Source organism: Shewanella sp. SM68 (genome assembly GCF_025653925.1).
Lineage (GTDB): Bacteria > Pseudomonadota > Gammaproteobacteria > Enterobacterales > Shewanellaceae > Shewanella > Shewanella oncorhynchi.
Genome location: NZ_JAKKRU010000004.1, coordinates 200,177 through 225,907, shown reverse-complemented (window position 1 = coordinate 225,907; position 25,731 = coordinate 200,177). Strand labels below are relative to the sequence as shown.

Genomic DNA, 25,731 nt, shown 5'->3' with positions numbered 1-25,731 from the left:
TGATTTGTGATTACTGTGGTGAGTCTCCTGTGAGGGATTCATGAAAAGGGTGTTGTGTCTAAGATACGTGTAAAGCAAGAAGAATCCCTGTCGATTAAGTTCAGCCATCAGATGGAAAAGGGCGATAATCGTCAACTCGATCTCTATTTCTTTTTACCTAAGGAAATGGGCATAGGCTCGCGCACGCTCAATGAAGAAGAGTACTACTACAGCTCAATAGTTGGACGTCGCTCATACTATTCAGAAGGCTTGCACTTACCTCTGGTGCAGGGGCGTTTTGCCAGTTTAAATCGCCGTACTGTTGAAGAGTTCAGGTTGTACCTAAATCTCTTCGCCTATCAGTTTGCGGTTGCGGTTGAAAACGATGTTAAAGAACTCAATCAAATCACAGATGTAACCCATTTTTATTTTGCCCTCGACGAATTACGCGAACAAATTGCCCAGTTGCTGAAAAAGTTTCGTCGTAACGAACCAGGTGATCCCAAATGGAAATCTTACTTTGAAAATGCTGATAACTACTTGTCTTGGTTTTGTGAGCAGCAGTTACTCAAAGTGCTCGCTTATGCCACTCGTACCAGTGATTTCAACGATATTTTAGAGCGGGTACTCACGCTCTGCCGTAATGAATGTGCCTATCGTGATGAGCATAAGTACAACTCTGCGCAAACTAAGCAAGATCCTAACCGTATCTCTAACAAGATGTTGTTATTGCGCCGTTTAATTCAACAAGGGGTGGTACTCAAAGAAGAGTTAAAGCCTTTAGGGATTGGCCTTAAAAAGTTTACGACAGGACTGGCGACCGCGTTAGTGATGTTGGTGGTGTCTGCGTTGATAATTCAAGCGCAGGGCGCCTTTAGTGGTTTTACTATTGCACTAGTGCTGACTTTGGCTGTGATTTATGGTTTCAGGGAAATCTTTAAGGACGATGTGCGTAACGCCATGTGGCGATTTATTCAGCGTGGCAGACCACGCTGGAGCCGCATTTTACGGGATACTACGAGTCAGGCGGTTATCGCTAAGCAGTTGGTATGGCTTGAGTTTATGCGTCAGCAAGATCTACCGGAAAAAGTCAGTGACATTCTAAAGCACAGACATAGTCAAAATAAGGTCGATGCGGAAATTCTGCACTATAAAATCGCCACTAAGGTGAATCAGAGTGAATTCCAAGCGGGATATTCGACTATTCAAGAGCAAGTGAGCTTTAGCTTAGTGCCTTTTGCCCGTTATTTAGAACGGGGTAAAGCGAAGATTTATAAGGAAGTTGAAGGCAAAATTAGTTATGAATCGGTTGAGCGGCGCTATCAAGTCAACCTGATTTTAGTGTTGCGAGATGGGCGCGAAGCCCCGCAGTATATTCGCTATAAAATCACCATGAACCGCTCGGCAATCATAGAAATTACCCAGAGTCAGTTGCCTGACTCCGTTAATGCACCCGAATCTACGATTGATGACGAGTAAAGGCCTGACCGATATTCTGATCGTTATTTTGCTTCGCCCGTTTTAGGGCGATTTCGGCATTATTCAAATATTGCTCTAATGTCTGGCCTTCTTGATAACCCGCAATACCAATACTAATACCTTCCCCTAAGCCATTACCATTGAGTTTTTCCATCATATTGAGGGCAAAGTTGTGCGCATGGGTGGCGTCTGTGTCAGGTAACATCACAATGAGCTTCCCTAGCTGCCAATGCAGAATTTGATAATTAGCTGGAATTTCAAGCAATAATTGCACTTCTATTTCTTGCTGACGATTTGCCAGTTGGTCGATATCACTCATGTGGCTTAGCATGCCCTCTGGATTGATATCCATTAACAGTAAGCTTGAGCTGAGACGGCTTGGTGGCGGCAGAGAGTTAAAGTAACGTTCTAAATCTGCCAAATTCAGCAGAATAGTACTGCGATGGGGCACAAGGTTACGCTTCTCTGTGCCTCGACCACGCTCGGCGGCTTGCTCTAAAGTGCAGACGATATAATCAATCTCACCATCGGCGGCCACATGACCCTTCAAGGTGGCTTGCAAACAATTGGAATGCGCTTGCTTAGGTGAGCATAGAATTTGCCCTTGCCACTGACCTTGCATGGCTATCTGAGCGCTGATCCTCTGCCATTGATTGCCTAAATCATTTGCGAGTAATGACGCTAAATCTTGATTTAAATCGCCATTGAGTTGCATTAGCGCATCGAATACAGGATTGATTTTAATCAGTTTACCGTTAGCATCAGTGAGGGCTGTCGCGACTGTGTTATCGCATAAAAGCTCACTGAGAAAAGCATTTTGTTTGCTGCTGATTAACTCACTGATGTCCTCAAGGGTGATTAATAGATGTGGTGAGCCTCGGCTCGCCCTTGGTGCTTGGCGGATATGAACGCGTAACGTAGGGCCATCAATACTGTCTAGACTGATTTCACCAGACCATTGACCTGTTTTATGTACCTGCTCCATTAACTCCGTGTAGGTTTTATCATCGAGGCATAAGGTACGCTGTAGGCTTCGGTCTGTCAGCTCATCTAATGGTACTAAGGTCGCTTGTGCCGCTTTAGTATTGGCGCTGATGACTCTGGCATTTTCGTTGACCATCATAAAGCCGATGTCACTATTAAATAAGCCATTAGCAACATCAATACTGTATTGGCGTGAACGCTGTTGTAAGCGATACATGTGGCTGAGTAGTACAACCCAAGCGGCTAAAACCGTTAATATTAACGATGCCACAATGACAATGTTTTGCCATTGTGAGAAACGAGCAGCTATGTCTGAGTTGCGCACATAGGAGAGTAAAAAATATTCTCTGTGAGTCTCAGGTTGGGCTGTAAGTTCGATTTTAAGGTAAACAAAAGTGGCTTCTTCACCGTGGAATTGTCCAAAGTTGCTCATGGACATATCGCGCCACAGGGCCGGATAGCTCTGTCTTAAACTTGCTCCTAAGGTCTCTGGCATATTGCTTAGAGGGGCGAGATCGCTAGCGCCAGCATAGAGTAATCCCTGAGTATCCAGCACTAACATAGGGGATTTATTGCTCGAAAAGGCTGGTTTTATGGCCTCCAGCATTTTTACCATAGAGTTGTATGTCACCAGATAACCGATAGAACTCTGATCGGGCTTCTCGAGCCACGCCATTTGATACATATAAGGTTCAAGCATGCCGTCTATCGGAACAAATTCCAGCGGTGAGGTATAAACTTCTTTGCCACCCATGCTCCGACTCGCTCCAAGTAAGGTCGGTGGTAAGGCATCTTTATTGAAATTAGGGGGAGTTGAGAATTTATAGTTACCTTGGGGATCGTACAGTGCAATGCCGAGTAACTCAGGAATATGTTTTACTAGATCTTGCCAGTTTTCCTGCAATTTAAGTTGTTGCTTGGCGGCAGGATTGCTTAAGTATTGTTTTAGCAGTTCCCCATTGGCGAAAATTTGGGTTCGAAATTGCTGAAAAGACACTTTATCTGCGATCAATGAGCCTATGGTTTGCAGTTCACTGTATCTTTGCGTTGCCCACTCTTCTTGCAGGCGTCGTTCACCTAACGTAATGATTAAGTGAGTTAAAATAATCATGCCAATCACCAGCATAGAAAGCTGGCTTGCAATAGCGAGTAAGCGTTGATGCGACCAATAGATCCCTTGGGTTAAAGAGAGCAGTGGCGCAGCGGGATACGTGCTTGGGTTATTCTTCAGCATGAACCGATTATGAGTGGGTGAACTGTTAATTTCGCTATGTTAACACGAAAGAATTGTTACGACAGTGCCAAGTTACTCAGCAAGATTCCTTGAGTAAAAGTTAAGACGATTCACACATGTACCACTCACGTAATCGACAGTGTTATCTGCTTGGGTGTTTGAGTCGATTTTGGCTGTATTAGAATGCCGTTTAGCCTAAGGCGCCTAATATGCGATGCTTGAATTCGCAGCCGTAGGACTCAACTTGTTCACGACAGATGTCGATATCAACCCCCGCTAATCCTTCGATGGCCGAAACTTGTACCGTTTCAATATAGTGTGGCGCTAATGCGATGAAGGCATGTACGGCAGAATAGGAACCAGCGAGTTTGGGGCGACAATGTTCCATATAGGCGGCTTCATTATCCGCATTGAGGGAAATGGATAAACTATCAACGCAGTTGGCTAGTTCCGGCAAAATATTGCGCCTATGGACTAAATTACCTAAACCATCGGTATTAATGCGTACTCGCCCGCCTCTTTGTTTAATTTCTTTCGCCACCGCCAGCAAGGTTGGAAGATTTAAGGTTGGTTCGCCATAGCCACAAAACACATATTCTTCGAAGTCTTTAACATCGCCAAGCAGTGGAATAATTTCTTCGGGCTTAGGTTGGTGACACAGTGCCAGTTGATATTCGTGGATCTGTTTACTGCCATTATGTTTTGGACAAAACGCGCAGCGCAGGGTGCAGCGACCCGTAATATTAAGGTAGCGACTGCGACGAATATCATAGACAAGCGTTTCAGTCGCACAGGTTTCATTTGTGCAAACTTCATCTGTTATGTGACCGTTCGCTAGGGTTTCTGTGGTGACAACTTGTGGTTTATCAATATTTTGCTTGTGCAGATGCTCAGACATAATGATGGGTTTCATTCTAACGATAGCTGACGACTTAAACACAGTGTAGCGAAAGCCTGATGCGATAACTGTCAACTAGATCGCAACTTGAAAGCTCAAGCCACTCGCGGCAGACTCAAAATGACATAGATGATTGAGAGGTTATTGACTCGCACTGAGGATTAAAAAGAGAGCCTAAGCTCTCTTTTTAAGGTTCAAGATATTGATTAACTGCTTCTAGTTAACTTCCTATAGATAGTCTTTTTTATAGTCAGTGGGGACTGGCGGCTCTAAATGCTCAGGTGTAAAGTCCACTTCATGGTCTTTTTTAGGCTGCCACCACCAATTGAAGAAGCGGCTGCTAGTGCGCTTAACGTCGTCCAGTATGATGTACAGCAAGGGCACTAAAATTAGCGTCACAAGGGTCGAGAACAGGATACCGAAGGCGAGGGATGTCGCCATAGGGATCACTATTTGCGCCTGCAAACTACTCTCGAGAATAATAGGCACTAAGCCGACGAAGGTGGTGAGTGACGTCAGGATGATCGCCCTAAAACGATAACAGCCTGAATCGACCGCCGCCTGTCTGACCGACTGCCCTTGCTCCCGCGCACGGTTCACAAAGTCCACCAAAATCAAGGAGTCGTTCACCACCACTCCCGCTAATGCCACTATGCCGCAGAGACTTAACACACTCATCGCGAGTCCCTGAATTAAGTGACCAAACAGGGCGCCGATAATCCCGAAGGGGATCACAGACATGATGATTAACGGCTGACTGTAGGATTTAAGTGGCACGGCCATCAAAGCATAAATGGTGAACAGCGCAAAGAAGAAGCCTTGCATCAAACCGACCATGGCATTCTGTTCATCCAAACTGCCACCGTCCAGTGCAGTTTGGATTTTAGGATACTTGGCCTGCAATTGTGGCAGGTAATCTTTTTGGATTTCTTGCACTACTTTTGAAGGTTCAACGATGTTTTTGTTAGCATTTGCCGTGATGGTAATCGCTCGCTTGCCGTCAACACGGGTAATTGAGGCGTAGGATTCACCTTTTTCAATTTGTGCCACGGTCGAGAAGGGAACCGAAGTGCCCGTTGGCGTGCGGATCAGCATATTTTCAAGATAACCCACAGTACGACGTTGCTCTAATGGGTAGCGCACCATCACCTTGATTTCTTCTTTATTACGCAAAATCCGTTGGGCTTCGTAACCGTAGAAACCATAACGTACTTGGCGAGCTAAATCGGAAAGCGTGAGGCCAAGGGCTTCTGCTTCTGGGCGTATCTTGAGGCGAATTTCATGGCTGCCCGATGAAAAGTTGTCGGCAATATCGTACACGCCTTCATAGCTGGCGAGTTTTTGCTTCAACTCTTTAGAGGCTGCGGACAGCTCATCGAGGTCACTCGAGGTCAGTCTGAAGGAAATATCGCCACCAGCATCGTTGGTGCTCGCGTTAAAGCTGAGTTTTTTAACCGACAAAAGCTCGGGCAATTGTTCACGCCACGCGGCAGCAATCGTCACGCCATCGACTTCCCGGTCTTCACCTTTCGTCAGTTCGGCAAAAATGAAGGCCGAGGTACGGGAGCTCATATTGATAAAGCTGTGCTTCACCACTTGATAACCGTTATCTTTCTCCATTTTTTCGTTCATCTTGTACAGGGCTTCTTCTATGCTCTGTACCACTTTTAAGGTGTTACCTTCGGAGCTGCCTTCATCCATTTCAAGTTCAACTTGAATAAAGTCTGAGGGAATGTCTGGGAAAAATACCCAGCGCACTTTGCCACTGGCGACTAAGGCAATCGACAGAATCAATACACCGATAAAGGCCGCGACCACGTTGTATCTGTGTTTGATACAGCGCTCGAGGAAGTTGCGATAACTGTGGTGAATAAAGTATTGCACTCTGTCGTTAAAATTGGCTTTTAGGTGGCCAAAGAATCCCTTTGGTGCACCAGGTTTTTTAAACTTCATGTGCGCTAAATGCGCTGGCAGAATGAACTTAGACTCTACCAGTGAGAAGGCTAAACAGAGGATGACCACCATACCGATGGATTTCCAGATAATCCCCATAGGGCCAGAAACCATCAACATGGGAATAAAGGCTGCAATTGTGGTTAATACGCCGAATGTGGCGGGCATAGCCACTTTTTGTGCACCGCGGATCACGTTCTCAACCGAGTGACCGTGTCGTTCGACCTCAGTGTAGGCACTCTCGCCGATGACAATGGCATCATCCACCACTATTCCGAGCACTAAGATAAAGGCGAATAGGGTCAACATGTTGATCGTCATGGAGAAAGGTTCGAGCGGCATGACCAACATAGTGCCGAGGAAACAAACAGGTATTCCCATCATGACCCAAAATGCTAACTTCAGATCGAGGAACATGGCTAAGATGATAAACACCAACAAGGCACCGTAAAACATGTTTGACATCATCATGTCTAAGCGGCCCTGGAGATAGTGGGTCATATCACCCCAAGTATCGAGTTGAGCGTTAGCTGGCAGTGTGGCGCGGCGCTGCTCGACGTACTGTTTAACTTGGTCTGCAATGTCTAAGGCGTTTTGATCATCAATGCTGGTGACTTCAATAATCGCAGCGGGTTTGCCGTTAAAGCGGGTATATTCCAAACGTTCTTCAAAATCATCTTTGATGGTCGCCACTTGTGGCAGCATCACGCGGCTACCGTCGGCGCGAGTTGTGACGACTATATTGGCAAAGTCATCGCCCGTGTAGGCTTGGCCTTTGGTGCGCAATAGGATATCGCCATCTTGAGCACGAATAGAGCCACCTGGTAAGTCTAAGGAGGAGTTTTGCACTGCTAATGCGACCTGCGAGAAGGTCAAACCGTATTCTCTTAACTTATTCTCAGAAACTTCAATACCGATTTCATAATCGCGCACCCCTGTGACTTTCGCACGGGTTACAGCGGGGAGTTGGGTTAAATCGTCACGCACCGACTTAGCCAATTCTTTCATATCGTGGAGTGTCATATCGCCATAAACAGACACCCAAATGACGTTATTCTCAGGTTTGATTTGAGAGATATTCGGTTTTTCGATGTTCACTGGGAAGGTTGAAATTGCATCTAACCGCAGTTTGGCTTCATCGAGAATGGTCTGCACTTCGTAACCATCTTCAACTTCAACGGTAATCGAGCCAACGCCTTCGCTAGCCACAGAAGTCACTTTCTTGATGCCGTTGATATCTTGGATGGCTTCTTCAATCTTGATATTGATGCCTTCTTCGATTTCCTGTGGCGCCGCACCTGGATAGGCGACGGAAATATTTAATAAATTGAGTTCGAAAGAAGGAAAAACTTCTTTATTAATCAAAATACTGCTGAACAGGCCGCCGATGAGCAGAACACACATTAATAAGTTCGCGGCCACACTGTTGCGGGCGAACCAAGCTAAGATCCCTTTTTGAGTGTCCATTATTTGACTCCAGCGGCCGCAAGACTCGATTCAGGAGTATTTTCTTTTGGTGTCTCAGTGGGCAATGCCGCTTCACCTAAGATTTTGACCATTTGCCCATTTGCCATACTGTTAAAGTGGGTCGTAGCGACGCGTTCGCCCGTTTTTAGACTGTCTTTGATGAACACATTTTCTAAATCACTACGAACCACATTTACTTGGCGCATTTCAATGATATTTTTGTCGCTGACTAGGGCGACTTGGTCGTTACGAACCACATGGCGGGGTAATTTAACTATGCCATCGACAGTGCGGCCCTTGATGACTGCATTGACGAAGCTGCCGTATTTAAGTGGTAAGCTACCTGGCACTTTATTCGCGCGCAGATAGGGATCTTTGATTTCTGCGACTAAATACACCATGCGATTTTCGGCATCGATAACACCTTCACTGCGGATAATATTGCCTTCCCAAGTATTTTCTTTGCCCGCCAAAGAGGCGCTAAGCGTGACTTGGGTATCGGGATTATCGACAGACTCTAAATAGGCTAAATCATCATTAGAAATGGGTAAGCGGATTTCGGCAACGCGAGTGTCATAGAGCTCACCTAGATTAGTGCCTAAGCTAACGTATTGACCTAAATCGACATTTCTAACTTTGATTATGCCATCAAAGGGCGCGCGAATAACCGTGCGCTCAAGGTTACGTTGGGCTCGCGCCAGTGCTGCCTGCGCATATTTTACGTTAGCTTGTTCTTTTTTGAGTTGCGGGATACGTAGACCTAACTCAGGGGGCAAGCCCTTGTCATAGCCTTTGAATTCGATTTTAGCGACTTCACCACGGGCTATTTCTTCGTTCAGTGCGGCGGTGGCTTGGGCCAGCGTCGCTTCGGCTTGCATTAAGTCAGCCTCGTAATCTGAGGGCTCGATTTGCGCTAATTGGTCGCCTTTCTTGACTATGCCACCTGCAACAAAATGAGGGGAGATAGTGAGCATTCTGCCTTGAACTTCGGTCACGAGTTGTGTTTTATACTTTGGGGTAACCACGCCGTAGGAAGGTAAGTTTAGCGATACTGTTTGCTGAGTCACTTGCGTGACATCAACGATAGGAATGGGCATCTCTTCAGGTTTTTGTTCTGGCGCCTCCTTCGTTTGCATTAATAAGGCTGCGCCAAAGACAAACAGCAGCAGAATAAGAAAAGGAGACAGTCTCCTCAGTAGGGTCTTCATCATATAATGGTTAAATCCATGCTAATCGCGTAATGGGGTTAAAGTAGCAGAGTCGGCCACGCCAATAAATTTATTTTTGTAAATTAAATGTTTCTAAAAGTGATGCCGCGACAGATATGCTCATCATGCATCGATATTTGGGCGAAAATTAGAGCAGAAAGGTGATGAAAGGTTCAGTTAGGTAATTGGAATATATTGAAATAAGAATGAATACGTATTGGGGTTAACGGCTCTAAATCCGCCGCATTTCATTCTATATAATTAAACATAGCAGGATATTTTTAGTAAAATCACCCATGTAAGTTATATTTTGGTAATAAAAAAGCCGCATATAGCGGCTTTAGTTTGGTGAATTTAAGCGGGTGTTACTTTTTCTTACGGGCGATTTTACTCGCTTTCTTTGCCGCTTCTTTCTTGCTCGTTTTCTTCGCAGCTTCTTTCGCTTTCACTTTGGCTTTTTTCTTACCCGGTGTGCGCGCTTCTTTATTCTTTGGACGCAGCTCTTCGATCACGCGGCGTTTCAACGGTTGCTCTATATAACGCTCGATTTTACCAACGATACGCATGTCGTGGGCTTCGGCAAGCGAAATCGCGGTACCTTTTGCGCCAGCGCGGCCAGTACGGCCAATGCGGTGGATATAAGTGTCGGCAGAACGTGGCATATCGAAGTTGATCACATGAGTGATATCGTCGATATCGATACCGCGTGCAGCCACATCGGTCGCCAACAGGACATTGACTTCACCTTTAGTAAAGCGACTCAAGGCTTGGAAGCGTTTCTTCTGTTCCATATCGCCACGCATAAAGGCGCAGGGAATACCGACTTTAAGTAACTGGCCTTCTAGGCTAGAAACGATGTCGCGGGTTTTCACAAATACGATAGTCCGTTTGACATCTTCTTGGCGTAGCAGATGACACAACAGCGCAAATTTATGCTCTTTATCATCGGCTAAGTGGATCCATTGGTGGATCTTGGCTTTTTCACTGCGTGGGGCTTCAACATCGATTTCAATCGGGTCGTTTAACACTTCACGGGCAAAACGTTGTACACCGCCGCCTTCTAAGGTGGCAGAAAACAGCATGTTCTGTTTGCGGCCTTGGGCCTCAATAGCAATGGCTTGCACCACAGAAGAGAAGCCCATGTCTAACATGCGATCGGCTTCGTCGATAATTAAGATATCGACTTCTTGGGCGTTGAAATTGCCTTTGTCTAAATATTCCATCAGGCGGCCTGGGGTCGCGACCAGAATATCGACGTTGCCTGCTAAGGCTTCTTCCTGTGGTCCATAAGGAACGCCACCAGTAACGATAGCAATATCTAAACCTTGGCCTGTGGCTAGGTGACTCGCATAACGGTGGATTTGGCTGGCTAACTCACGGGTTGGCGTGAGGATTAGCACCCTTGCTTGTCCAGCAAAACGACGGGGAAAATCGATCAAATGTTGTAGCGATGGCAGTAAAAAGCTCGCTGTTTTACCTGTTCCTGTCGGGGCGCGCGCAAGAATATCTCTTTGCTCTAGGGCGTAAGGAATCGTTTCTTGCTGAATCGTAGTGGGTGAATGATGCCCCATGGCATTAAGCGACTCTAATAAGCTAGGGTCAAGCTGGAAATCTTCAAATTGCATGCGCAGCGTCTCGACGGATAATAGCGAAGCATTATAAAGGTTATGGCGGTTAACTTAAATAACTTATCTAGATCTCCTGTGTTTATCTTCTGAGTCAGTAAAGTTTTATGGTAATTGGCATAAGTTAATTACTTTTAGGTCAATGTATTAGCATTTAATTTGTGGGAAATTGGACCTTTCGTTAAATTTGCCAAACTTAGCTAGCTTTACTTAATGTGTCAGGATTGGACTCGATATCAGTATTTAAGGTAAAAATCTCGAACCAATTGCACCATGGTTTGTGTGTATTGGCCTGAACGTTCACGAATAGTGATATCACTGAGCTTTGGAGCCATTTGTGGATGAGTCTTGTGGGCGAGTACGCAGAGTACTCGATTAGCGCTTTTTCCTACAATGCTGATAAGGTTGGTTATTTCAATCAAATTGAGCTGAGAGTGCGCTAAGATTTCGTCGAAACGGGCCATACTCTGCATTGGTAATATGAGACTTGCTTTTCCTTGTGGTGCTAGGCACACATGAATGGCATCGAGTAGTGCGGTAAAGCTTAAGCTATCTGTGTGACGGGCCATAGCGCGCTGGGATTGTATCGCTTGCGTGCCTTGCTCAAAATAGGGGGGATTACAAATTATGTGTTCAAAATACCCTTGATACTCAGTTTGTTGGCAAAAGTCTTGGATGCTGCAATTAACTAAGGTCAGTCGATTAGCCCAAGGACTATTGTGGAAGTTATGTTGGCAAGCATGGGCGGCATTGGTGTCTAATTCGACACTGGTGATATGTGCTTGACTGCGCTGAGCGGCCATTAAACTGAGTAAGCCGCTGCCTGCGCCTATATCTAAGATTGATTTCGCGGTGGTCAGTTGTGCCCATGCCCCAAGGACGACGCTGTCTGTGCCTACGGCCATGCCGCAATTCATGTCATCGATATGAAATTGTTTAAAAGTGAATGCCATGGGGAGTTAATTTTGCCGTTCTAAAGTGATTTAGGCCCAATATTGGGCGCGCAATATTCTAATTCTAGCCCTCATTTTTAGCTAATGTTTTTAAACAGTCGCATCTGTCCTAGCTGTATGAATTTGTGTCGCCAAATCATTTACTATTTTACGTGGTGATACTGATTTCACTTAATTAACGCTTTAATTTATTGCCTTAGAAACCTTTTATTAGCAGTTAATTAGCATTATTTCGTTTTTTTTGCCTGAACGGACTTGTTGTCTTGTATTGATGCTTTAAGTCTGGTATTAGTTTCGCCCCCATTTTTAATCACTTTTAAGATTAACGGATAGGTAAACGAGTTTGTTGGTGAATTAGTCGTCAGTTAGGCTACATAAACGTTCGCCATCGTTTATAAACTCGGCAGATATCGAACATATTTACCACAGAATTGTGTAAACATAGATTTGCACTCCGGATGGGCTTTGTTTTAGCTATGGCTAATCGACACATAATCACTTAAGTTTGTAAAAAAACAATAAGACAAGATGGGGCTTCCAGTGCAAGACAATCAGATGAGTATCGGAGATACATTAGGCTTAGGTTTTATGACCTTTGCGTTCTTTTTAGGTGCGGGAAACCTAATTTTTCCACCATTCGCGGGTATGTTAGCGGGCGAAAATATGCCCCTCGCCATGTTGGGTTTTTTGATTACCGCCGTAGGTTTACCTTTAGTTGGACTGATTGCCGTCGCTAAGGCTCAAGGTAAGGTTATGGCTATGCTGCCAGTATTTGCAGCAACGACATTGGCAGTCGCGATTTACATTATTATCGGCCCTGCTTTTGCTGCGCCGCGTACGGGATTAGTGGCTTACGAGATTGGCGCTAAGCCATTTATCGATGACACCACGGCAACGTTTTTGCTGGGCAGTTTAGAATTAAACCTGACGCAACTGCTATACACATTAGGTTTCTTCGCTGTCACTATGTTGCTGGCGCTTTTCCCTGGTAAGTTGCTCGATAGCGTAGGTAAAGTATTAACGCCTATTTTATTGATTTTATTGGTCGGATTAGCCGTTTCAGTGCTGTTTTTACCTGCATCCGAAGTAGGCCAAGCTGTGGGGGATTACCAACAGCATCCGCTGACCAAAGGTATTTTGGAAGGCTATAACACTATGGATACGTTAGCATCCTTGATGTTTGGTATGTTGATTATTGATATCCTGCGTAAAAAGGGCATTGACCAACCCAGTGATCAAACTAAGTATCTAATCCGTGCAGCCTTTATCGCCGCCGCTGGTTTAACTTTTGTGTATGTGTCCTTGTTCTTTTTAGGTGCAACCGCCGGCGACATCGCTATCGGCACTAAAAATGGCGGCGAAATATTAACAAATTACGTGACCCGCGAGTTTGGGGAGCTAGGCTCAGTCTTGTTGTCATCAGTCGTGACTTTAGCTTGTTTGACCACTGCGGTTGGACTGGTGAGTGCGTGTTCTGAGTTCTTTAATGAGCTAATGCCTAAACTGTCTTACCGTTTCCTCGTGATCTTTTTAAGCTTGATATGCGCTGTGATTGCGAACGTGGGCCTAAGTCAGTTGATTGCTATTAGTATTCCCGTATTAATGACGATTTATCCTGTGGCTATTGCTCTTGTGGTTGTGACTTTCCTGACCGCTTATTTTGCGAATCCACAGTTTGCACATCGTGCAGTACTGAGCGTGGCACTGTTTTTCGGCATCTTCGATGGTCTTAAAGTGGCAGCGAAAAGTTTGACTGACGCTGATGGTCAAGCCATGAATGGCTTAGCACAGGTTTTTATCCATATAGTGAATGTTATGTCTCCAGTGTTATCTAAGCTGCCACTCTATGAAGAAGGTATGGCTTGGTTATTGCCGACCATTGCGACGATTGCACTGTGTTTAGTATTCGGTCGTGGCCGTGGTCAAACGGCTGCAGCCTAGGCTTTGCATTCTAGTTCTCGTCTTTATGCTTAACTCAGTTAAGCTTATGCAGGCTTAGACATATTTAAATTAATATCAACGGCGTATCATTTGATTACGCCGTTTTTTTATGGAGTATTTGTGCCTAAAACCTATATGCCAGATCCACTTATCGATGCTTTTCTTGATGATCTTTGGTCAAGCAAAGGACTGAGTGATAACACGCTATCGGCCTATCGTACCGATCTACGCCATTTTGATCGTTATCAAGGTCAGCAAGGCGTGACGTTACTCGCGGTTTCTCAGACCGATGTTAGGGCATATCTGGCCTTTAGAGTTGAGCAGGATTTTGCGCGTACCAGTAGCGCTCGGTTGCTCAGCAGCTTACGGCGTTTCTATACTTATCTGGTGCAGACCAAGCAGATTTCAGCCGATCCTATGGCCTTAGTAGAGTCACCTAAGTTAACGCGCCATTTGCCGGATTCTCTGAGTGAGTCGCAGGTTGACCGTTTACTGTCTGAGCCCAATGTAGATGATGCTGTCGAATGCCGTGACAAGGCAATGCTAGAGCTTTTGTATGCAACTGGCCTCAGGGTGAGTGAACTTGTCGGCTTGACCATGGAACAAATGAGTTTGCGCCAAGGCTTAGTACGTATTGTGGGCAAGGGTGGCAAAGAGCGTCTTGTGCCGCTGGGGGAATTGGCTATTACCGAAGTGGAGGGCTACATGAAATTTGCTCGCCAAGAGTTGCTCGGTAATAAACAATCCGATGTGGTATTTCCGTCGAAACGCGGGCAGATGATGACACGGCAAACTTTTTGGCATCGGATTAAACTTTATGCTCTGCGTGCGGGGATTGAAACTGCATTATCACCGCACACTTTACGCCATGCTTTTGCCACTCATTTGCTCAATCACGGTGCCGATCTGCGGGTTGTCCAACTGTTATTAGGTCACAGCGACTTGTCGACCACGCAGATTTATACCCATGTCGCACGGGCAAGATTGCAGGAATTGCATCAACAGCATCATCCTAGAGGCTAAAAAAGGATTTAGTTACAGCATAAATTTGCTTTCCGCGCGGCTTGTCTGTAACTTTTTGCCCCTATACAGGGTCTATTGAATATCTCGAGTTAGAACGGCCCCAATATCTCGTTGTAGTGACACAATTTATAGGATGTCCCATGAAGTTGACCCCAGCATTATCCTTAGTTTTTGCCCTCCTAGTTGCACCACTTGCCAGCGCTGCAACTGCGACGTCTCCCGATACCGCTGCGATTAAGCAAAAACTCGGTGAGATGTTAGATGTTGAAGTCATTTCTATGCAGGACTCACCAATTGAGGGCTTGTATCAAGCCATGACCAACCGCGGCGTGCTCTATATTAGCCGTGATGGTTCAAAACTATTCCACGGTAGTGTGTATGATATCGATAAGGGCATGAAAAACTTAACCGAAGCCGCATTAGCGGGTCCGCGTTTAGAAATGATGAAGCCGCTTGAAGAGAATATGCTTGTATATAAAGCGAAAAACGAAAAACATGTGGTCACTGTATTTACCGATGTTAGCTGTGGTTATTGCCGTAAACTGCATAGCCAAATGTCTGACTACAATAAACTTGGTATTACAGTGCGTTACTTAGCCTTCCCGCGCGCGGGTGTGCCGTCAGCTAATGCCGACGAGATGCAAGCTATCTGGTGTGCTAAAGATCCATTAAAAGCCATGACTGATGCTAAAGCGGGCAGCAAAGTTGCCGCGGCAACATGTGATGCTAAAATTGCTGAGCAATATGCGTTAGGCACAACCTTTGGTGTTAATGGTACGCCTGCAATCGTATTAGAAGATGGCAATATGATCCCTGGTTATCAACCGCCTGAAGACTTATTACGCACCTTAGAGGCACGTCAGTAACAGCCTAAAATGTAAAATTTATCCCACGAAAGGTGAGCTTAAGGCTCACCTTTTTGTTATCTTATTGCCACGATTTCATGAGAGTTTGAGTCCCTTGATCCATAAGATAGTCCGTCGCCCAACCGTTGATGATAGCCATTTACCTGCTCATCTTTCGCCGCTATTGAAGCAGCTTTACGCTCGCCGTGGTGCGCTCACCCACGAATGCGAACTTGTCCTTAAGGGTCTATTAAGACCTGAAACCATGAAGGGCCTGCCTGAAGCTGCGGCGCTTATTGCCGATGCCATGCAGGCGAATAAGTCGATTTTGATCGTGGGTGACTTTGACGCCGACGGCGCCACATCGACCAGTGTGTGTATGTTGGCGCTGCGGATGATGGGCGCGGTGAAAGTGGATTATTTGATCCCCAATCGCTTCGATTACGGCTACGGCTTAAGCCCTGAAATTGTTGCAGTTGCGGCTTCCAAACAGGCTGAGCTACTCATCACAGTTGATAATGGTATTTCATCAATTGACGGTGTTGCGGCGGCCAAAGCCTTTGGTATGCAAGTGGTGATTACCGACCATCATTTACCCGGCCATGAGTTACCCGCAGCCGATGCGATAGTGAACCCTAACCAACCGGGCTGTCCATTTGCCAGCAAATCGATAGCGGGTGTCGGCGTGGCCTTTTATTTGATGACAGCATTAAGGGCTGAACTGCGAACGCAAAACTGGTATCAAACCCATGGTATTGCTGAGCCTAATTTAGGCACACTGCTCGATATCGTTGCCCTTGGCACTGTTGCCGATGTGGTGTCACTCGATGCCAATAATCGTATTTTGGTTGAAGCAGGTTTACAGCGCGTGCGAGCCGGGCGTTGCCGTGTAGGGATTACTGCGTTGCTTGAAGTGGCGAAGCGAAATCCGGCGCGCATTGTCGCATCTGACTTTGGTTTTGCCGTGGGCCCTAGACTGAATGCCGCAGGGCGACTAGATGAAATGGCACTTGGGGTTGAAACCTTACTCTGCGAAGACATGATGTATGCGCGGCGCATGGCGGCAGAGCTTGACGGATTGAATCAAGAACGCCGTGAGCTGGAAGTCGGCATGCAGCAGGAAGCCTTAAAAAGCCTAGAGCACTTAAAGCTTAACGAAGCCGAGTTACCTTGGGGGATCGCCTTATTTCAAGAGGATTGGCATCAAGGCGTGATCGGGATTTTGGCCTCGCGCATTAAAGACAAATACCATAGACCCGTGATTGCCTTTGCCGATGCGGGCAATGGTGAAATTAAAGGCTCGGCGCGTTCGATCAAAGGCTTGCATATGCGCGACTTATTGGAGTTAGTGAACACTCGCCATCCGGGACTGATTATCAAATTTGGTGGTCATGCAATGGCAGCGGGTTTATCGCTCAAAGCGGGCAGTTTTGCGACATTTGCTAAAGCCTATGATGATGCGGTGCGTGAGCAGCTTAAACCTGAGTTGTTAACGGGCGAGCTTTGGTCCGATGGCGAACTCACTCCCGCAGAGTTGAATCTTGAAATGGCTCAGTTACTGCGTAATGCGGGGCCTTGGGGACAAGCTTTCGAAGAGCCGTTATTCGATGGTTACTTTACGATAGTGCAACAACGTCTTGTCGGTGAGCGCCACCTTAAGCTCGTACTCGAAACCCAATGCGGCACTGTGATGCTCGATGCCATTGCCTTTAATGTGGATTTGCACACTTGGCCAGATGCGACGATTAATCATGCCCGTGTTGTGTATAAACTCGATGTGAATGAGTATCGCGGCAATTTTTCGCTGCAACTTATGGTTGAGCAAATCGAAGCTATGTAAGATGACAAGGAGTGAAGTTGAAATCATTATCCGATAAAAAAATCCGCCAGCTACTTAAGCGTTTTGCTTGGATATATGTTGTCTGCTTAAGCATACCGTTTATCTCAACTTTACTCACCACTAAGGCTCAGGGGCAAATGCTACTTATGGGGATTTGGCCCGCAGCCTCCTTGTTTTACTTTCTCGCTTACCGTTATTTAGCTAAATCCTTTAAGTATGAAATCAATCGCCACTTAGCCTTTAGTTATCATGGCGGTGGCACTTTAGCGGGGGCTTTGTATTCGTTAGCTAAAGTGGTGTTATTAGCGATGGCATTTATGATATTCATGAGTGCCAATAACACCTGAACTGACGTTAACGAAAAATTTCGGAGAAAGGAAAATGCAGCAGGAAACAGGATACAGAGTCAGTACAGATCAAGCTGAAATGAATCTTGAGGTTATCCATGGCTTTATTAGTAATAGCTATTGGGCGCAGGGCATGCCAAAGGCGCTGCTACAAAAAGCGTTAGCCAATAGCCTGTGTTTTGGGGTATTTGATAAGGACAATCAACAAGTGGCTTTTGGCCGCTTAATCACAGATAAAGCCACTTTTGCCTATCTTGCCGATGTGTTTGTACTTGAGTCGCACCGTGGCTTAGGCTTAAGTAAGTTGATGATGACATCAATTATGGAACATCCTGAATTACAAGGTTTAAGACGGATAATGTTAGCCACCCGCGATGCCCATGGACTCTACGCGCAGTTTGGATTTAAAGCGGTCGACACCCCTGAAATGCTAATGCAAATTAGGCCTGCTAAGCCTTATCAATGGCTTAGTTAACATCAAAAAAATAGCTAGCAAATGCTGGCTATTTTTTTGCGTTAGCTTTGATGTCTGTTGACGAGTTAAGCCTTAAGCGGCTTTGGTCGCGGCGGTTTCTTCATCGCTGTGGCGAATTAAGTAATCAAATGCGCCCAGTGATGCGGTCGCGCCGCTGCCCATGGCAATGATAATTTGCTTGAAAGGTGAGTTAGTGACATCACCTGCGGCAAAAATACCTGGGACTGAGGTTTGTCCGCGCTCATCGACTATGATCTCGCCCCTTGGGGTTAAATCGATAGTGCCCTTTAACCATTCCGCATTCGGTACTAGCCCAATCTGCACGAAGATACCTGCAAGTGCGACATGGTGACTCTCGCCAGTGGCTCTGTCTGTGTAGTTCAGGCCATTAACCCGAGTACCATCGCCAGTCACTTCAGTGGTCATGGCTTGGGTAATGATTTTAATGTTACCCATAGAAGCCGCTTTACGTTGCAGTACATCGTCGGCGCGCAGGGTTTTATCAAATTCCAGCACAGTCACATGTTCTACTATGTTCGCAAGATCGATAGCCGCTTCGATACCTGAGTTACCGCCGCCGATCACCGCCACACGCTTGCCCTTAAATAACGGGCCATCACAATGTGGGCAGTATGCGACGCCTTTGCCGCGGTATTCTTTCTCGCCGGGGACGTTCATTTCACGCCAGCGGGCACCTGTGGCTAACAATACGGTACGGCTACGTAATTTAGCGCCGCTTGCCAGTTCAAGCTCGAACAAACCGTCAGTCGTCAATGACACCGCTTTTTGGTTGTCCATGATGTCAACTTCGTAGTCTCGTACATGGGCTTCAAGGTTTGCCACTAGTTTTGGACCTTCGGTCGCTTTGACCGAAATAAAGTTCTCGATACCGACGGTTTCAGCCACTTGTCCGCCAAACTTGTCGGCAACAATACCGGTGCGAAGTCCTTTACGTGCTGCATAAATAGCTGCCGCTGCGCCGGCTGGGCCGCCGCCAACGACTAAGACTTCGAATGGCGCTTTTTCATTAATTTTATCGGCCTTACGGCTTGCGGCATTGGTATCCAGTTTATTGAGGATCTCGCCAATGCTGATACGGCCGGCTGCAAACACTTCGCCATTTAAGTAGACAGAAGGCACAGCCATAATGTTTTTGCTGGTCACTTCTTCTTGGAACAGGGCACCGTCGATCATCACGTTGGTGATATTCGGGTTAATGGCCGCCATCATGTTCAGTGCCTGTACTACGTCTGGGCAGTTTTGGCAGGTCAGTGAGACGTAAGTTTCAAAGGCATATTTGCCTGGCAGATTGCGGATCTGCTCAATAATATCATCGCTGAGTTTGATTGGGTGTCCACCCGTGTGCAGTAATGCCAGCACGAGTGAGGTAAATTCGTGACCCATAGGCAGACCAGCAAAGCTGATTTGCGTATTAAGCTCTGGGTTAATCACTGTCATCGCCGGGATGCGTTCGCCCTGAACTTCTTTCAGGCTCACCAGAGAAGATAGGCTGACAATGTCTTGCGCTAAGCTTTTTAATTCTTGAGACTTTCTACTTTCATCTGCAGACACGACAAGTTCAACTGGTCTCTTGAGGTTTTGCAGATAGGTTTGCAGTTGATTTTTTAAATTCGCATCTAACATGTGATGACTCCAAAATCGCTTAAAAGGGAGAAGTAAGGGGGCCAGTCTAGGCCCTTGCAGGGGCGGGCTTAATCCTTTGCTGCGTGGCGCTACAACTGTGTTGGCTGTAACGCCAATCAGCTTGGGATGCTAGACTGGCGGGGTTGAGGCTTTGCAGGCTAAATTAGATTTTGCCAACGAGGTCTAAAGACGGTGCTAATGTTTCGTCACCTGGTTGCCATTTAGCTGGGCAAACTTCGCCATCGTGAGTAGCAACATATTGAGCAGCTTGAATTTTACGAACTAGCTCTTGAGCGCTACGGCCGATGCCTAAATCGTGAACTTCGCTGACCTTGATTTGGCCTTCTGGGTTAATCACGAAAGTACCACGTAGTGCTAAACCGTCTTCTTCAATCATCACGCCGAAGTTACGGCTGATAGTGCCTGTTGGGTCAGCCAGCATTGGGAAGTTGATCTTCTTGATGGTGTCTGACGTGTCATGCCATGCTTTGTGAGTGAAGTGAGTGTCAGTTGATACTGAGTAAACTTCAACACCCATTCCTTGCAGTTTTTCGTAGTGATCAGCCATGTCGCCTAATTCAGTTGGGCAAACAAAGGTAAAATCTGCTGGGTAGAAGAAGACAACAGACCATTTACCTAACAGGTCTTGTTCAGTTACTGGAACGAACTCACCATTGTGGAATGCAGTGGCTTTGAATGGTTTGATTGTGCTGTTGATAATTGATTGAGTCATTTTATGCTTCCATTTAGTTGATGATGGCTTAAGTTCATAACGAGGACATTTGCTTGCGTCCTGTCGATGTGAAGCATATTACCGACTCGATTAAAATTAAGATAACGGATAAAAACTATTATCTTAATCGGTTTAGTAGAATGATGATGCGATTAGGTCGGACTCAATCGGTTTTTCTGCGACTGCTGCGGGTTTGGCGTGATTGGGTGTAGTTTGGATTTAGCCGGCTGGTTTTTGTTGATTGAGATAAGATAAATTTCGAGCATAAAAAAGGGATACCAATGATATCCCTTAAAGTGTAAATACAATTAAAACAAGATAGTGAGGTTCTAGGTTCTAGGTTCTAGGTTCTAGTTCTGTGCTTTGGGTTGAGTTAACCAAGTGCTGAGTAAGCGCACGCCGTAACCTGTTGCCCCCGCAGGCACAACAGCGGTATCGGTGGCGGTTAAGGCATTGCCCGCGATATCGATATGTGCCCAAGGCTGTTCGCCCGCAAAGCGTTTTAAGAACATGGCCGCAGAGGAAGCACCCGCGCTGCCTTCTTTACCTGTGTTTGTGAGATCCGCGATAGTGGATTTAAGCTCATCCGCATAGGCTTGATCTAACGGTAAGCGCCAGACCTTTTCGCCAACCTGTTGACCTGCATAAGTTAGCTGCTGCACTAAAGGCTCAGAATCGGTAAACAAGCCTGCGTAAACATTGCCTAACGCATTCACTTTTGAGCCTGTCAGTGTCGCAACATCGATAATCACTGATGGCTTATAATTTTCTCTGGCATACCAGAGGCCATCGGCCAGCACTAGGCGACCTTCGGCATCGGTGTTGAGCACTTCAACGGTGAGACCTTGGGCGGTTTTAATCACATCACCTGGGATCATTGCATGACCCGATACCATGTTCTCCGCCATTGGCATAATCGCCACTACGTTGACAGGCGCTTTTTGAATCGCCATAGCTTTTATAGTGCCAAGCACTGTGGCTGCACCTGCCATATCTGACTTCATCCGCGCGATTGAAGTACCTGTCGCCTTAATATTGTAACCACCCGAGTCGAAGGTGATGCCTTTACCGACCAGTGCGATTGGCGCGTCTTTGCTACCAGGCCAATGGGCGACCACTAACTTAGGTGGGCGCTCGCTGCCTTTACCTACAGCAGCTAAGGCGCCCAGTTGTAGACGTTCGATATCTTTGGCTTCTAATACCGTGACTTTAACGCCGAGGGATTTGAGTTTTCTGGCTTCGTTAGCAAAGCTGTCGGGATACATAATGTCTGCAGGTGCGTTTGTCAGATCGCGCGCTAAAAACACACCTGCTTCAACCGCTTGCAGATTTTTATGGTGTTTTTGGTTGCGACTTAAATCATCGACAGCGATTTGGTAATTCTTCTCGGCACGGGGGCTCGCTTTGAACTGAGTATAACGATAACTGCGTAGTTCAATTCCGTGGGCAAGCTCAGAGGCAAATAGCGGCGCGGCAGTTAAGCCTTGGGTGAGTACACGCACTGTGGCTTGGGGAACCGTATCGAGTTTGGCCGCAACATTGCCGCCGATGGTATTAATGTCGCCGGGCGTTAAGTTTTTTGCATCGCCAATGCCGACCAGTAAGACCCGTTTAGCATCAATTTCGCTGGGTACCAAAATCTCGAGGATTTCTCCCCGTTTGCCGGAAAAAATATTATCCGCCGTTGCTAGGTTTAATTGATCTTGGGTCGACTGAGGTAAAAAGTCGATCCCATAGGTAGTGGAGTCAGCACTTTGGAATAGCACTAATGTATCTGAATTCAGTGAGCTACGAGTGTCAAAACTAAAACTTTCGGCGTTAGCATTGAGAGAGTTAAGGCACGCCAGAGCCATAACGCTTAACATCAATTTATTATTATTTTTCATGGTGACAGCTCATATCATGGAAGTGTGAGAAGAATATCAAAGCTCAGCCTTAGGGTTAACTAATTTACGCTATTTTGCTGATATTAGTATTAAATCCAAGGCCCAAAGCGTGTCAATGATCGATCAAGGGCAAAACCCAATTGTTGCGATAAAGATTGAGCACTACTTTTAAGGGCCGAGGTGCCTAAAAGCTGTGGCGATTGGCTCGCAAAAATCACCCAATTACCGCCACCAGTGAGACAAGCATTCACATGGGCAAAGTGCTGTTGTAAGTCGGCTAACAACTCGCGGTTTTGGCTATGTTCTTTCCAGCAGTTCAGTACTAAATAACCGTTGGGTTTGATGAGGTTAGTGCACTGCTCAAGGAATATTGGCGAAAGCTGCCCTGTTTCAACGCCTTTGGCTGTATAAATATCGGCAAAAATTACATCCACTTTTTTATGATCGCCAGCAGCTAAAAAAGCAATTGCATCATCATTGATAAGATTGAGCTTTTTACCTATCGGCAGCTGAAAATAGCGCTTAGCTAACTCAATCACCGCGGGGCGTAATTCCACCGCTGTTAACTTTATTGCCGCGTCAAAATTGCGCAGTGAGTGAATAATTGAGCCGCCGCCTAAACCTAAAACAATAGCGCTCTTGGGCTTACAAAACAGTAAAACCAACAACATGGCTTGCACATAAGTGTGCTGGGGAATATGGGGCGCCGCCTTGAGGATCTTACTCTGCTCATCGTTATCCCCAAAGGACAAGATCCGTGAGTCGTCATAATCGATTACGCGAATCGGGCCTAGTGCGTCTTGGGTTTCATGTAAGAGGGTCGAATCGGCCATATTGGATTAATTACTCGGTTTAGCTGTTTGGCTTATTTGCACGGGCTATAACTGCTCGCGCAAAAAAGTTAGAATTCAGACAGTTTTAGTTAATTGAGCCGCTATTATGACAAATCAAATCCTGCTTGCCTGTATTTATCTTGCAGTGTTTATCTTTTTACAGCGCGCCTTAACCCATTGGGTTAGAAAACTCGCGCAAATGAAGCAAGTGAGTGTTGCACGGACCAGTTTAGTGACCCGTTTTATTTCCTATGTGATGTTTTTTATTACTCTGTCATTGATGGCGGTCTCGCTTGGACTAGGCTATCAGGATGTGTCGCTATTTGTGTCATCCGCCTTTGCAGTAATGGGCGTAGCATTGGTTGCTCAATGGTCGATATTGAGTAATTTAACCGCTGGCGTGCTGATCTTTTTCGTGTTTCCTTACCGTATCGGCGAGCGCATTCGGGTGGTCGATAAGGATGAAGATATTAGCGGCGTGATCATCGAAATCGCGTTATTCCATGTGCTGATTCATCGCGATAACGGCGATACCATCACTTATCCTAATAACCTCATGCTGCAAAAGGCAGTGTTAAAGCTGGCCGATCAAACCCCCTTAGCCGAACGTCAGGCGTTACTCGAAGGCAAAAAGAAGTTTGATCCTGAGTAGTGAATATAACGACGCAGCTGTGTATTGATTATCGAACTGCGCTGAGTGCTCGCGGGCGCTTAGTCCAATTATCGTGTCATTAGGTGTGCTTGCTTACATACTCTTGATGAACAAATAGCGGCTGACTAACCAATAGCGGTGCACGATGAGATGAAATCGCTTTTGCCGTTCTAGCCACTTAACTAACGCTTAAATAGCACTTAACTAACACCTGACTAAGACTCAACTCAGGCTTAATCGATAGCGCTTGAGTACAAGATTCTCAACAACCCAATACAGGCCTGATAGGGATAACAACAAGGTCAGTATGCCAAACAGCCAGCTAAAGGGGTTGTTGAAGCTGCCTTGATTGAGGTAATCCATAAAGTGCAATTTAAACATCAAGTCGGCGATGTCTGTGTGGTCATTTTTATGGCCAACTAATTCGCCATTAACCGCATTGATGTAAATCCGCGTCGACAGGTTATCATCCATACCTATTTGCCACAGTGAATTGCACTGGGTTGGCCATTCGCTAATGGGGGCTGAGATTTGCTTAACTTGGGTAATCTTGCCTGGGCCGGTGTAACTTTCAAGCGCCAGTTGTTGCGCGCTTTGTTTATCAATAAGTAAGGCATTGCCTGTGTAGGCATCAATCAAGGTTTGCTGCTGGCACTGGTGTGCATAACGCTGCACCTTTGCATCGAGTACATAAACGGGCTTACCCGCGAGCGCCATTAATGTCAGGCTTTCTACCTGAGTATGCTTAGCCAGTAAGGGAGCGATATCCACGAGCTTTTGTGGATCAAACTCTTGCCTTTGCGGTGTAGGACTATGGCTAAGCTGGTACTCCATTCCCTTGAGTTCATCATGGGGCGTTAAATTGAAATAGACCCCAGTAACAAGCCAAAGTAGCAGTTGAATGCTTACTATGGCACCGAGCCAATAGTGGGCGATTTTGACCCAGCGTTTGAAGTGTTTACTTTGGAGCTTAGGTTTAAGTTTCGGCATCATTTCAGATACTTCCTTCTGCGCTGCCAAAGTAAGACGAAGCCAGCTAATACAGCCACAATAGAGATTAGAGCCGTGCTCAGCAGCAGAAGATTGTCGATGGCTTCACCCTCGTCGTAATCCATAATGTGCCATTTCCAAAAGAGATCGAATAAACGCCAATAGTCATGTCTGCGCGTGACTAACTCACCTGTTGTCGCTGACAGATAAAGGCTTGTGGCTGCACTATCGTTAAAATCCATTCTCCAAACTGGTAGGTATTGCGGCGCTAGTTCAGCTGGGGCGGTATCGGTGAGCAGAGTTGCACTAACAAGCTTAGCCTCTACGGGTAAAGACCCGTTATGCTGATAGTTTGAAGCTATCATTCGGGCTTGTTTCTCCGTTATCGAAGGCAATAACTCACCCGAATCTGCGTCCACGAGAATGGACTTATCGCTCAGTTTAATCTGGTAATAGAGGGTATCAGTGATTGAGGTTAACGCGATTGCTTGAGCCTTGGGGAAACGCGCATAAACCGCTGCGATTGGGTACTGGATCTGGCTGGGATCGATATGCTGGGTGTCTTGCACTTTAATATGATCGCCACGGATAAACCCAAGATCCATTAATACAAAATAGCTGCCGGTGACTGACCAGATCCCAATCGGCAGTACCAGCAATAGCATCAACCATCGGTGCAGAAAGTGCGCCGATGAGACTCGTTTTAGTGTGTTAACCCGCTTCAAGTTGATGACTCACCTTT

The 25,731-nt window shown here is 46.1% G+C and carries 20 protein-coding genes; 8 read left to right on the top strand and 12 right to left on the bottom strand.

Annotation, left to right across the window (positions count from 1 at the left end; all coding sequences use genetic code 11):
- Positions 1-54 precede the first annotated feature (54 nt).
- Positions 55-1,458, top strand: a complete 1,404-nt coding sequence (locus tag L5M40_RS08925) for a hypothetical protein (RefSeq protein WP_028761621.1) — start codon at positions 55-57, stop codon at positions 1,456-1,458.
- On the opposite strand, the gene L5M40_RS08920 is transcribed toward L5M40_RS08925, so the two are convergent.
- The 6 genes from L5M40_RS08920 to L5M40_RS08895 form a co-directional block, all read right to left on the bottom strand.
- The gene (locus L5M40_RS08920; RefSeq protein ID WP_263176854.1) at positions 1,439-3,676 is read right to left on the bottom strand and encodes a PAS domain-containing protein; all 2,238 of its coding nucleotides are present in this window, start codon (positions 3,674-3,676) and stop codon (positions 1,439-1,441) included. The two genes, L5M40_RS08925 and L5M40_RS08920, sit on opposite strands and share 20 nt — an antisense overlap.
- 190 nt (positions 3,677-3,866) lie before the next feature.
- A complete protein-coding gene (locus tag L5M40_RS08915; protein WP_173497324.1) occupies positions 3,867-4,574 on the bottom strand; it encodes a TatD family nuclease-associated radical SAM protein in 708 nt (235 codons plus the stop codon).
- A 228-nt stretch (positions 4,575-4,802) separates the two neighbouring features.
- Positions 4,803-7,994, bottom strand: coding sequence for an efflux RND transporter permease subunit (locus L5M40_RS08910; protein WP_263256520.1), 3,192 nt, complete (start codon positions 7,992-7,994; stop codon positions 4,803-4,805).
- Positions 7,994-9,205, bottom strand: a complete 1,212-nt coding sequence (locus tag L5M40_RS08905; protein ID WP_212599765.1) for an efflux RND transporter periplasmic adaptor subunit — start codon at positions 9,203-9,205, stop codon at positions 7,994-7,996. Before L5M40_RS08905 ends, L5M40_RS08910 begins: the two co-directional genes overlap by 1 nt.
- Positions 9,206-9,567: 362 nt before the next feature.
- Complete coding sequence (srmB, locus tag L5M40_RS08900; RefSeq protein WP_105250089.1) at positions 9,568-10,827, bottom strand: ATP-dependent RNA helicase SrmB; 1,260 nt, start codon at positions 10,825-10,827, stop codon at positions 9,568-9,570.
- Between the two features lie 236 nt (positions 10,828-11,063).
- On the bottom strand, positions 11,064-11,780 hold the full coding sequence (locus tag L5M40_RS08895; protein WP_219254535.1) for a tRNA1(Val) (adenine(37)-N6)-methyltransferase: 717 nt from the start codon (positions 11,778-11,780) through the stop codon (positions 11,064-11,066).
- Positions 11,781-12,308: 528 nt separating this feature from the next.
- Here L5M40_RS08895 and brnQ point away from each other — a divergent pair.
- From brnQ to L5M40_RS08865, 6 genes are all read left to right on the top strand, one after another.
- On the top strand, positions 12,309-13,721 hold the full coding sequence (gene brnQ / locus L5M40_RS08890) for a branched-chain amino acid transport system II carrier protein (protein ID WP_168824874.1): 1,413 nt from the start codon (positions 12,309-12,311) through the stop codon (positions 13,719-13,721).
- Between the two features lie 120 nt (positions 13,722-13,841).
- Positions 13,842-14,744, top strand: a complete 903-nt coding sequence (gene xerD, locus L5M40_RS08885) for a site-specific tyrosine recombinase XerD (protein WP_263172494.1) — start codon at positions 13,842-13,844, stop codon at positions 14,742-14,744.
- A 140-nt stretch (positions 14,745-14,884) separates the two neighbouring features.
- The gene (gene dsbC / locus L5M40_RS08880; RefSeq protein ID WP_105250085.1) at positions 14,885-15,610 is read left to right on the top strand and encodes a bifunctional protein-disulfide isomerase/oxidoreductase DsbC; all 726 of its coding nucleotides are present in this window, start codon (positions 14,885-14,887) and stop codon (positions 15,608-15,610) included.
- A gap of 94 nt (positions 15,611-15,704) precedes the next feature.
- Positions 15,705-17,429 carry a single-stranded-DNA-specific exonuclease RecJ gene (gene recJ / locus L5M40_RS08875; RefSeq protein WP_113939819.1) on the top strand — a complete coding sequence of 575 codons (1,725 nt, stop codon included), beginning with the start codon at positions 15,705-15,707 and terminating at the stop codon, positions 17,427-17,429.
- A 17-nt stretch (positions 17,430-17,446) separates the two neighbouring features.
- Positions 17,447-17,776, top strand: coding sequence for a hypothetical protein (locus tag L5M40_RS08870; RefSeq protein WP_113939820.1), 330 nt, complete (start codon positions 17,447-17,449; stop codon positions 17,774-17,776).
- Between the two features lie 34 nt (positions 17,777-17,810).
- Complete coding sequence (locus L5M40_RS08865) at positions 17,811-18,251, top strand: GNAT family N-acetyltransferase (RefSeq protein WP_219254541.1); 441 nt, start codon at positions 17,811-17,813, stop codon at positions 18,249-18,251.
- A gap of 72 nt (positions 18,252-18,323) precedes the next feature.
- Here L5M40_RS08865 and ahpF read toward each other — a convergent pair whose 3' ends face one another.
- The 4 genes from ahpF to L5M40_RS08845 all read right to left on the bottom strand — a co-directional run bounded on the left by ahpF (position 18,324) and on the right by L5M40_RS08845 (position 23,347).
- A complete protein-coding gene (gene ahpF / locus L5M40_RS08860) occupies positions 18,324-19,895 on the bottom strand; it encodes an alkyl hydroperoxide reductase subunit F (RefSeq protein WP_219254542.1) in 1,572 nt (523 codons plus the stop codon).
- A 163-nt stretch (positions 19,896-20,058) separates the two neighbouring features.
- Positions 20,059-20,628, bottom strand: a complete 570-nt coding sequence (gene ahpC / locus L5M40_RS08855; RefSeq protein ID WP_105250080.1) for an alkyl hydroperoxide reductase subunit C — start codon at positions 20,626-20,628, stop codon at positions 20,059-20,061.
- Positions 20,629-20,978: 350 nt separating this feature from the next.
- Positions 20,979-22,514, bottom strand: coding sequence for a leucyl aminopeptidase (locus L5M40_RS08850; RefSeq protein WP_263176848.1), 1,536 nt, complete (start codon positions 22,512-22,514; stop codon positions 20,979-20,981).
- A gap of 89 nt (positions 22,515-22,603) precedes the next feature.
- Positions 22,604-23,347 carry a spermidine synthase gene (locus L5M40_RS08845; RefSeq protein WP_113939824.1) on the bottom strand — a complete coding sequence of 248 codons (744 nt, stop codon included), beginning with the start codon at positions 23,345-23,347 and terminating at the stop codon, positions 22,604-22,606.
- 106 nt (positions 23,348-23,453) lie between these two features.
- Here L5M40_RS08845 and L5M40_RS08840 point away from each other — a divergent pair, with 106 nt between their 5' ends.
- Positions 23,454-23,999, top strand: coding sequence for a mechanosensitive ion channel family protein (locus L5M40_RS08840; RefSeq protein ID WP_106651494.1), 546 nt, complete (start codon positions 23,454-23,456; stop codon positions 23,997-23,999).
- A 222-nt stretch (positions 24,000-24,221) separates the two neighbouring features.
- Here L5M40_RS08840 and L5M40_RS08835 read toward each other — a convergent pair whose 3' ends face one another.
- Positions 24,222-24,992: a PepSY domain-containing protein gene (locus L5M40_RS08835; RefSeq protein WP_105250077.1), complete on the bottom strand. Its 771-nt coding sequence runs from the start codon at positions 24,990-24,992 to the stop codon at positions 24,222-24,224.
- Positions 24,989-25,654 carry a peptidase gene (locus tag L5M40_RS08830; RefSeq protein ID WP_317629669.1) on the bottom strand — a complete coding sequence of 222 codons (666 nt, stop codon included), beginning with the start codon at positions 25,652-25,654 and terminating at the stop codon, positions 24,989-24,991. Before L5M40_RS08830 ends, L5M40_RS08835 begins: the two co-directional genes overlap by 4 nt.
- Positions 25,655-25,731: the final 77 nt, after the last annotated feature.

Coding starts and splice junctions, on each gene's coding strand:
- L5M40_RS08920 (WP_263176854.1), bottom strand. CDS start 3,676: ATGCTGAAGAATAACCCAAGCACGTATCCCGCTGCGCCACTGCTCTCT.
- L5M40_RS08915 (WP_173497324.1), bottom strand. CDS start 4,574: ATGTCTGAGCATCTGCACAAGCAAAATATTGATAAACCACAAGTTGTC.
- L5M40_RS08910 (WP_263256520.1), bottom strand. CDS start 7,994: ATGGACACTCAAAAAGGGATCTTAGCTTGGTTCGCCCGCAACAGTGTG.
- L5M40_RS08905 (WP_212599765.1), bottom strand. CDS start 9,205: ATGATGAAGACCCTACTGAGGAGACTGTCTCCTTTTCTTATTCTGCTG.
- srmB (WP_105250089.1), bottom strand. CDS start 10,827: ATGCAATTTGAAGATTTCCAGCTTGACCCTAGCTTATTAGAGTCGCTT.
- L5M40_RS08895 (WP_219254535.1), bottom strand. CDS start 11,780: ATGGCATTCACTTTTAAACAATTTCATATCGATGACATGAATTGCGGC.
- brnQ (WP_168824874.1), top strand. CDS start 12,309: ATGGGGCTTCCAGTGCAAGACAATCAGATGAGTATCGGAGATACATTA.
- dsbC (WP_105250085.1), top strand. CDS start 14,885: ATGAAGTTGACCCCAGCATTATCCTTAGTTTTTGCCCTCCTAGTTGCA.
- L5M40_RS08865 (WP_219254541.1), top strand. CDS start 17,811: ATGCAGCAGGAAACAGGATACAGAGTCAGTACAGATCAAGCTGAAATG.
- ahpF (WP_219254542.1), bottom strand. CDS start 19,895: ATGTTAGATGCGAATTTAAAAAATCAACTGCAAACCTATCTGCAAAAC.
- ahpC (WP_105250080.1), bottom strand. CDS start 20,628: ATGACTCAATCAATTATCAACAGCACAATCAAACCATTCAAAGCCACT.
- L5M40_RS08850 (WP_263176848.1), bottom strand. CDS start 22,514: ATGAAAAATAATAATAAATTGATGTTAAGCGTTATGGCTCTGGCGTGC.
- L5M40_RS08845 (WP_113939824.1), bottom strand. CDS start 23,347: ATGGCCGATTCGACCCTCTTACATGAAACCCAAGACGCACTAGGCCCG.
- L5M40_RS08840 (WP_106651494.1), top strand. CDS start 23,454: ATGACAAATCAAATCCTGCTTGCCTGTATTTATCTTGCAGTGTTTATC.
- L5M40_RS08835 (WP_105250077.1), bottom strand. CDS start 24,992: ATGATGCCGAAACTTAAACCTAAGCTCCAAAGTAAACACTTCAAACGC.
- L5M40_RS08830 (WP_317629669.1), bottom strand. CDS start 25,654: ATGCTATTGCTGGTACTGCCGATTGGGATCTGGTCAGTCACCGGCAGC.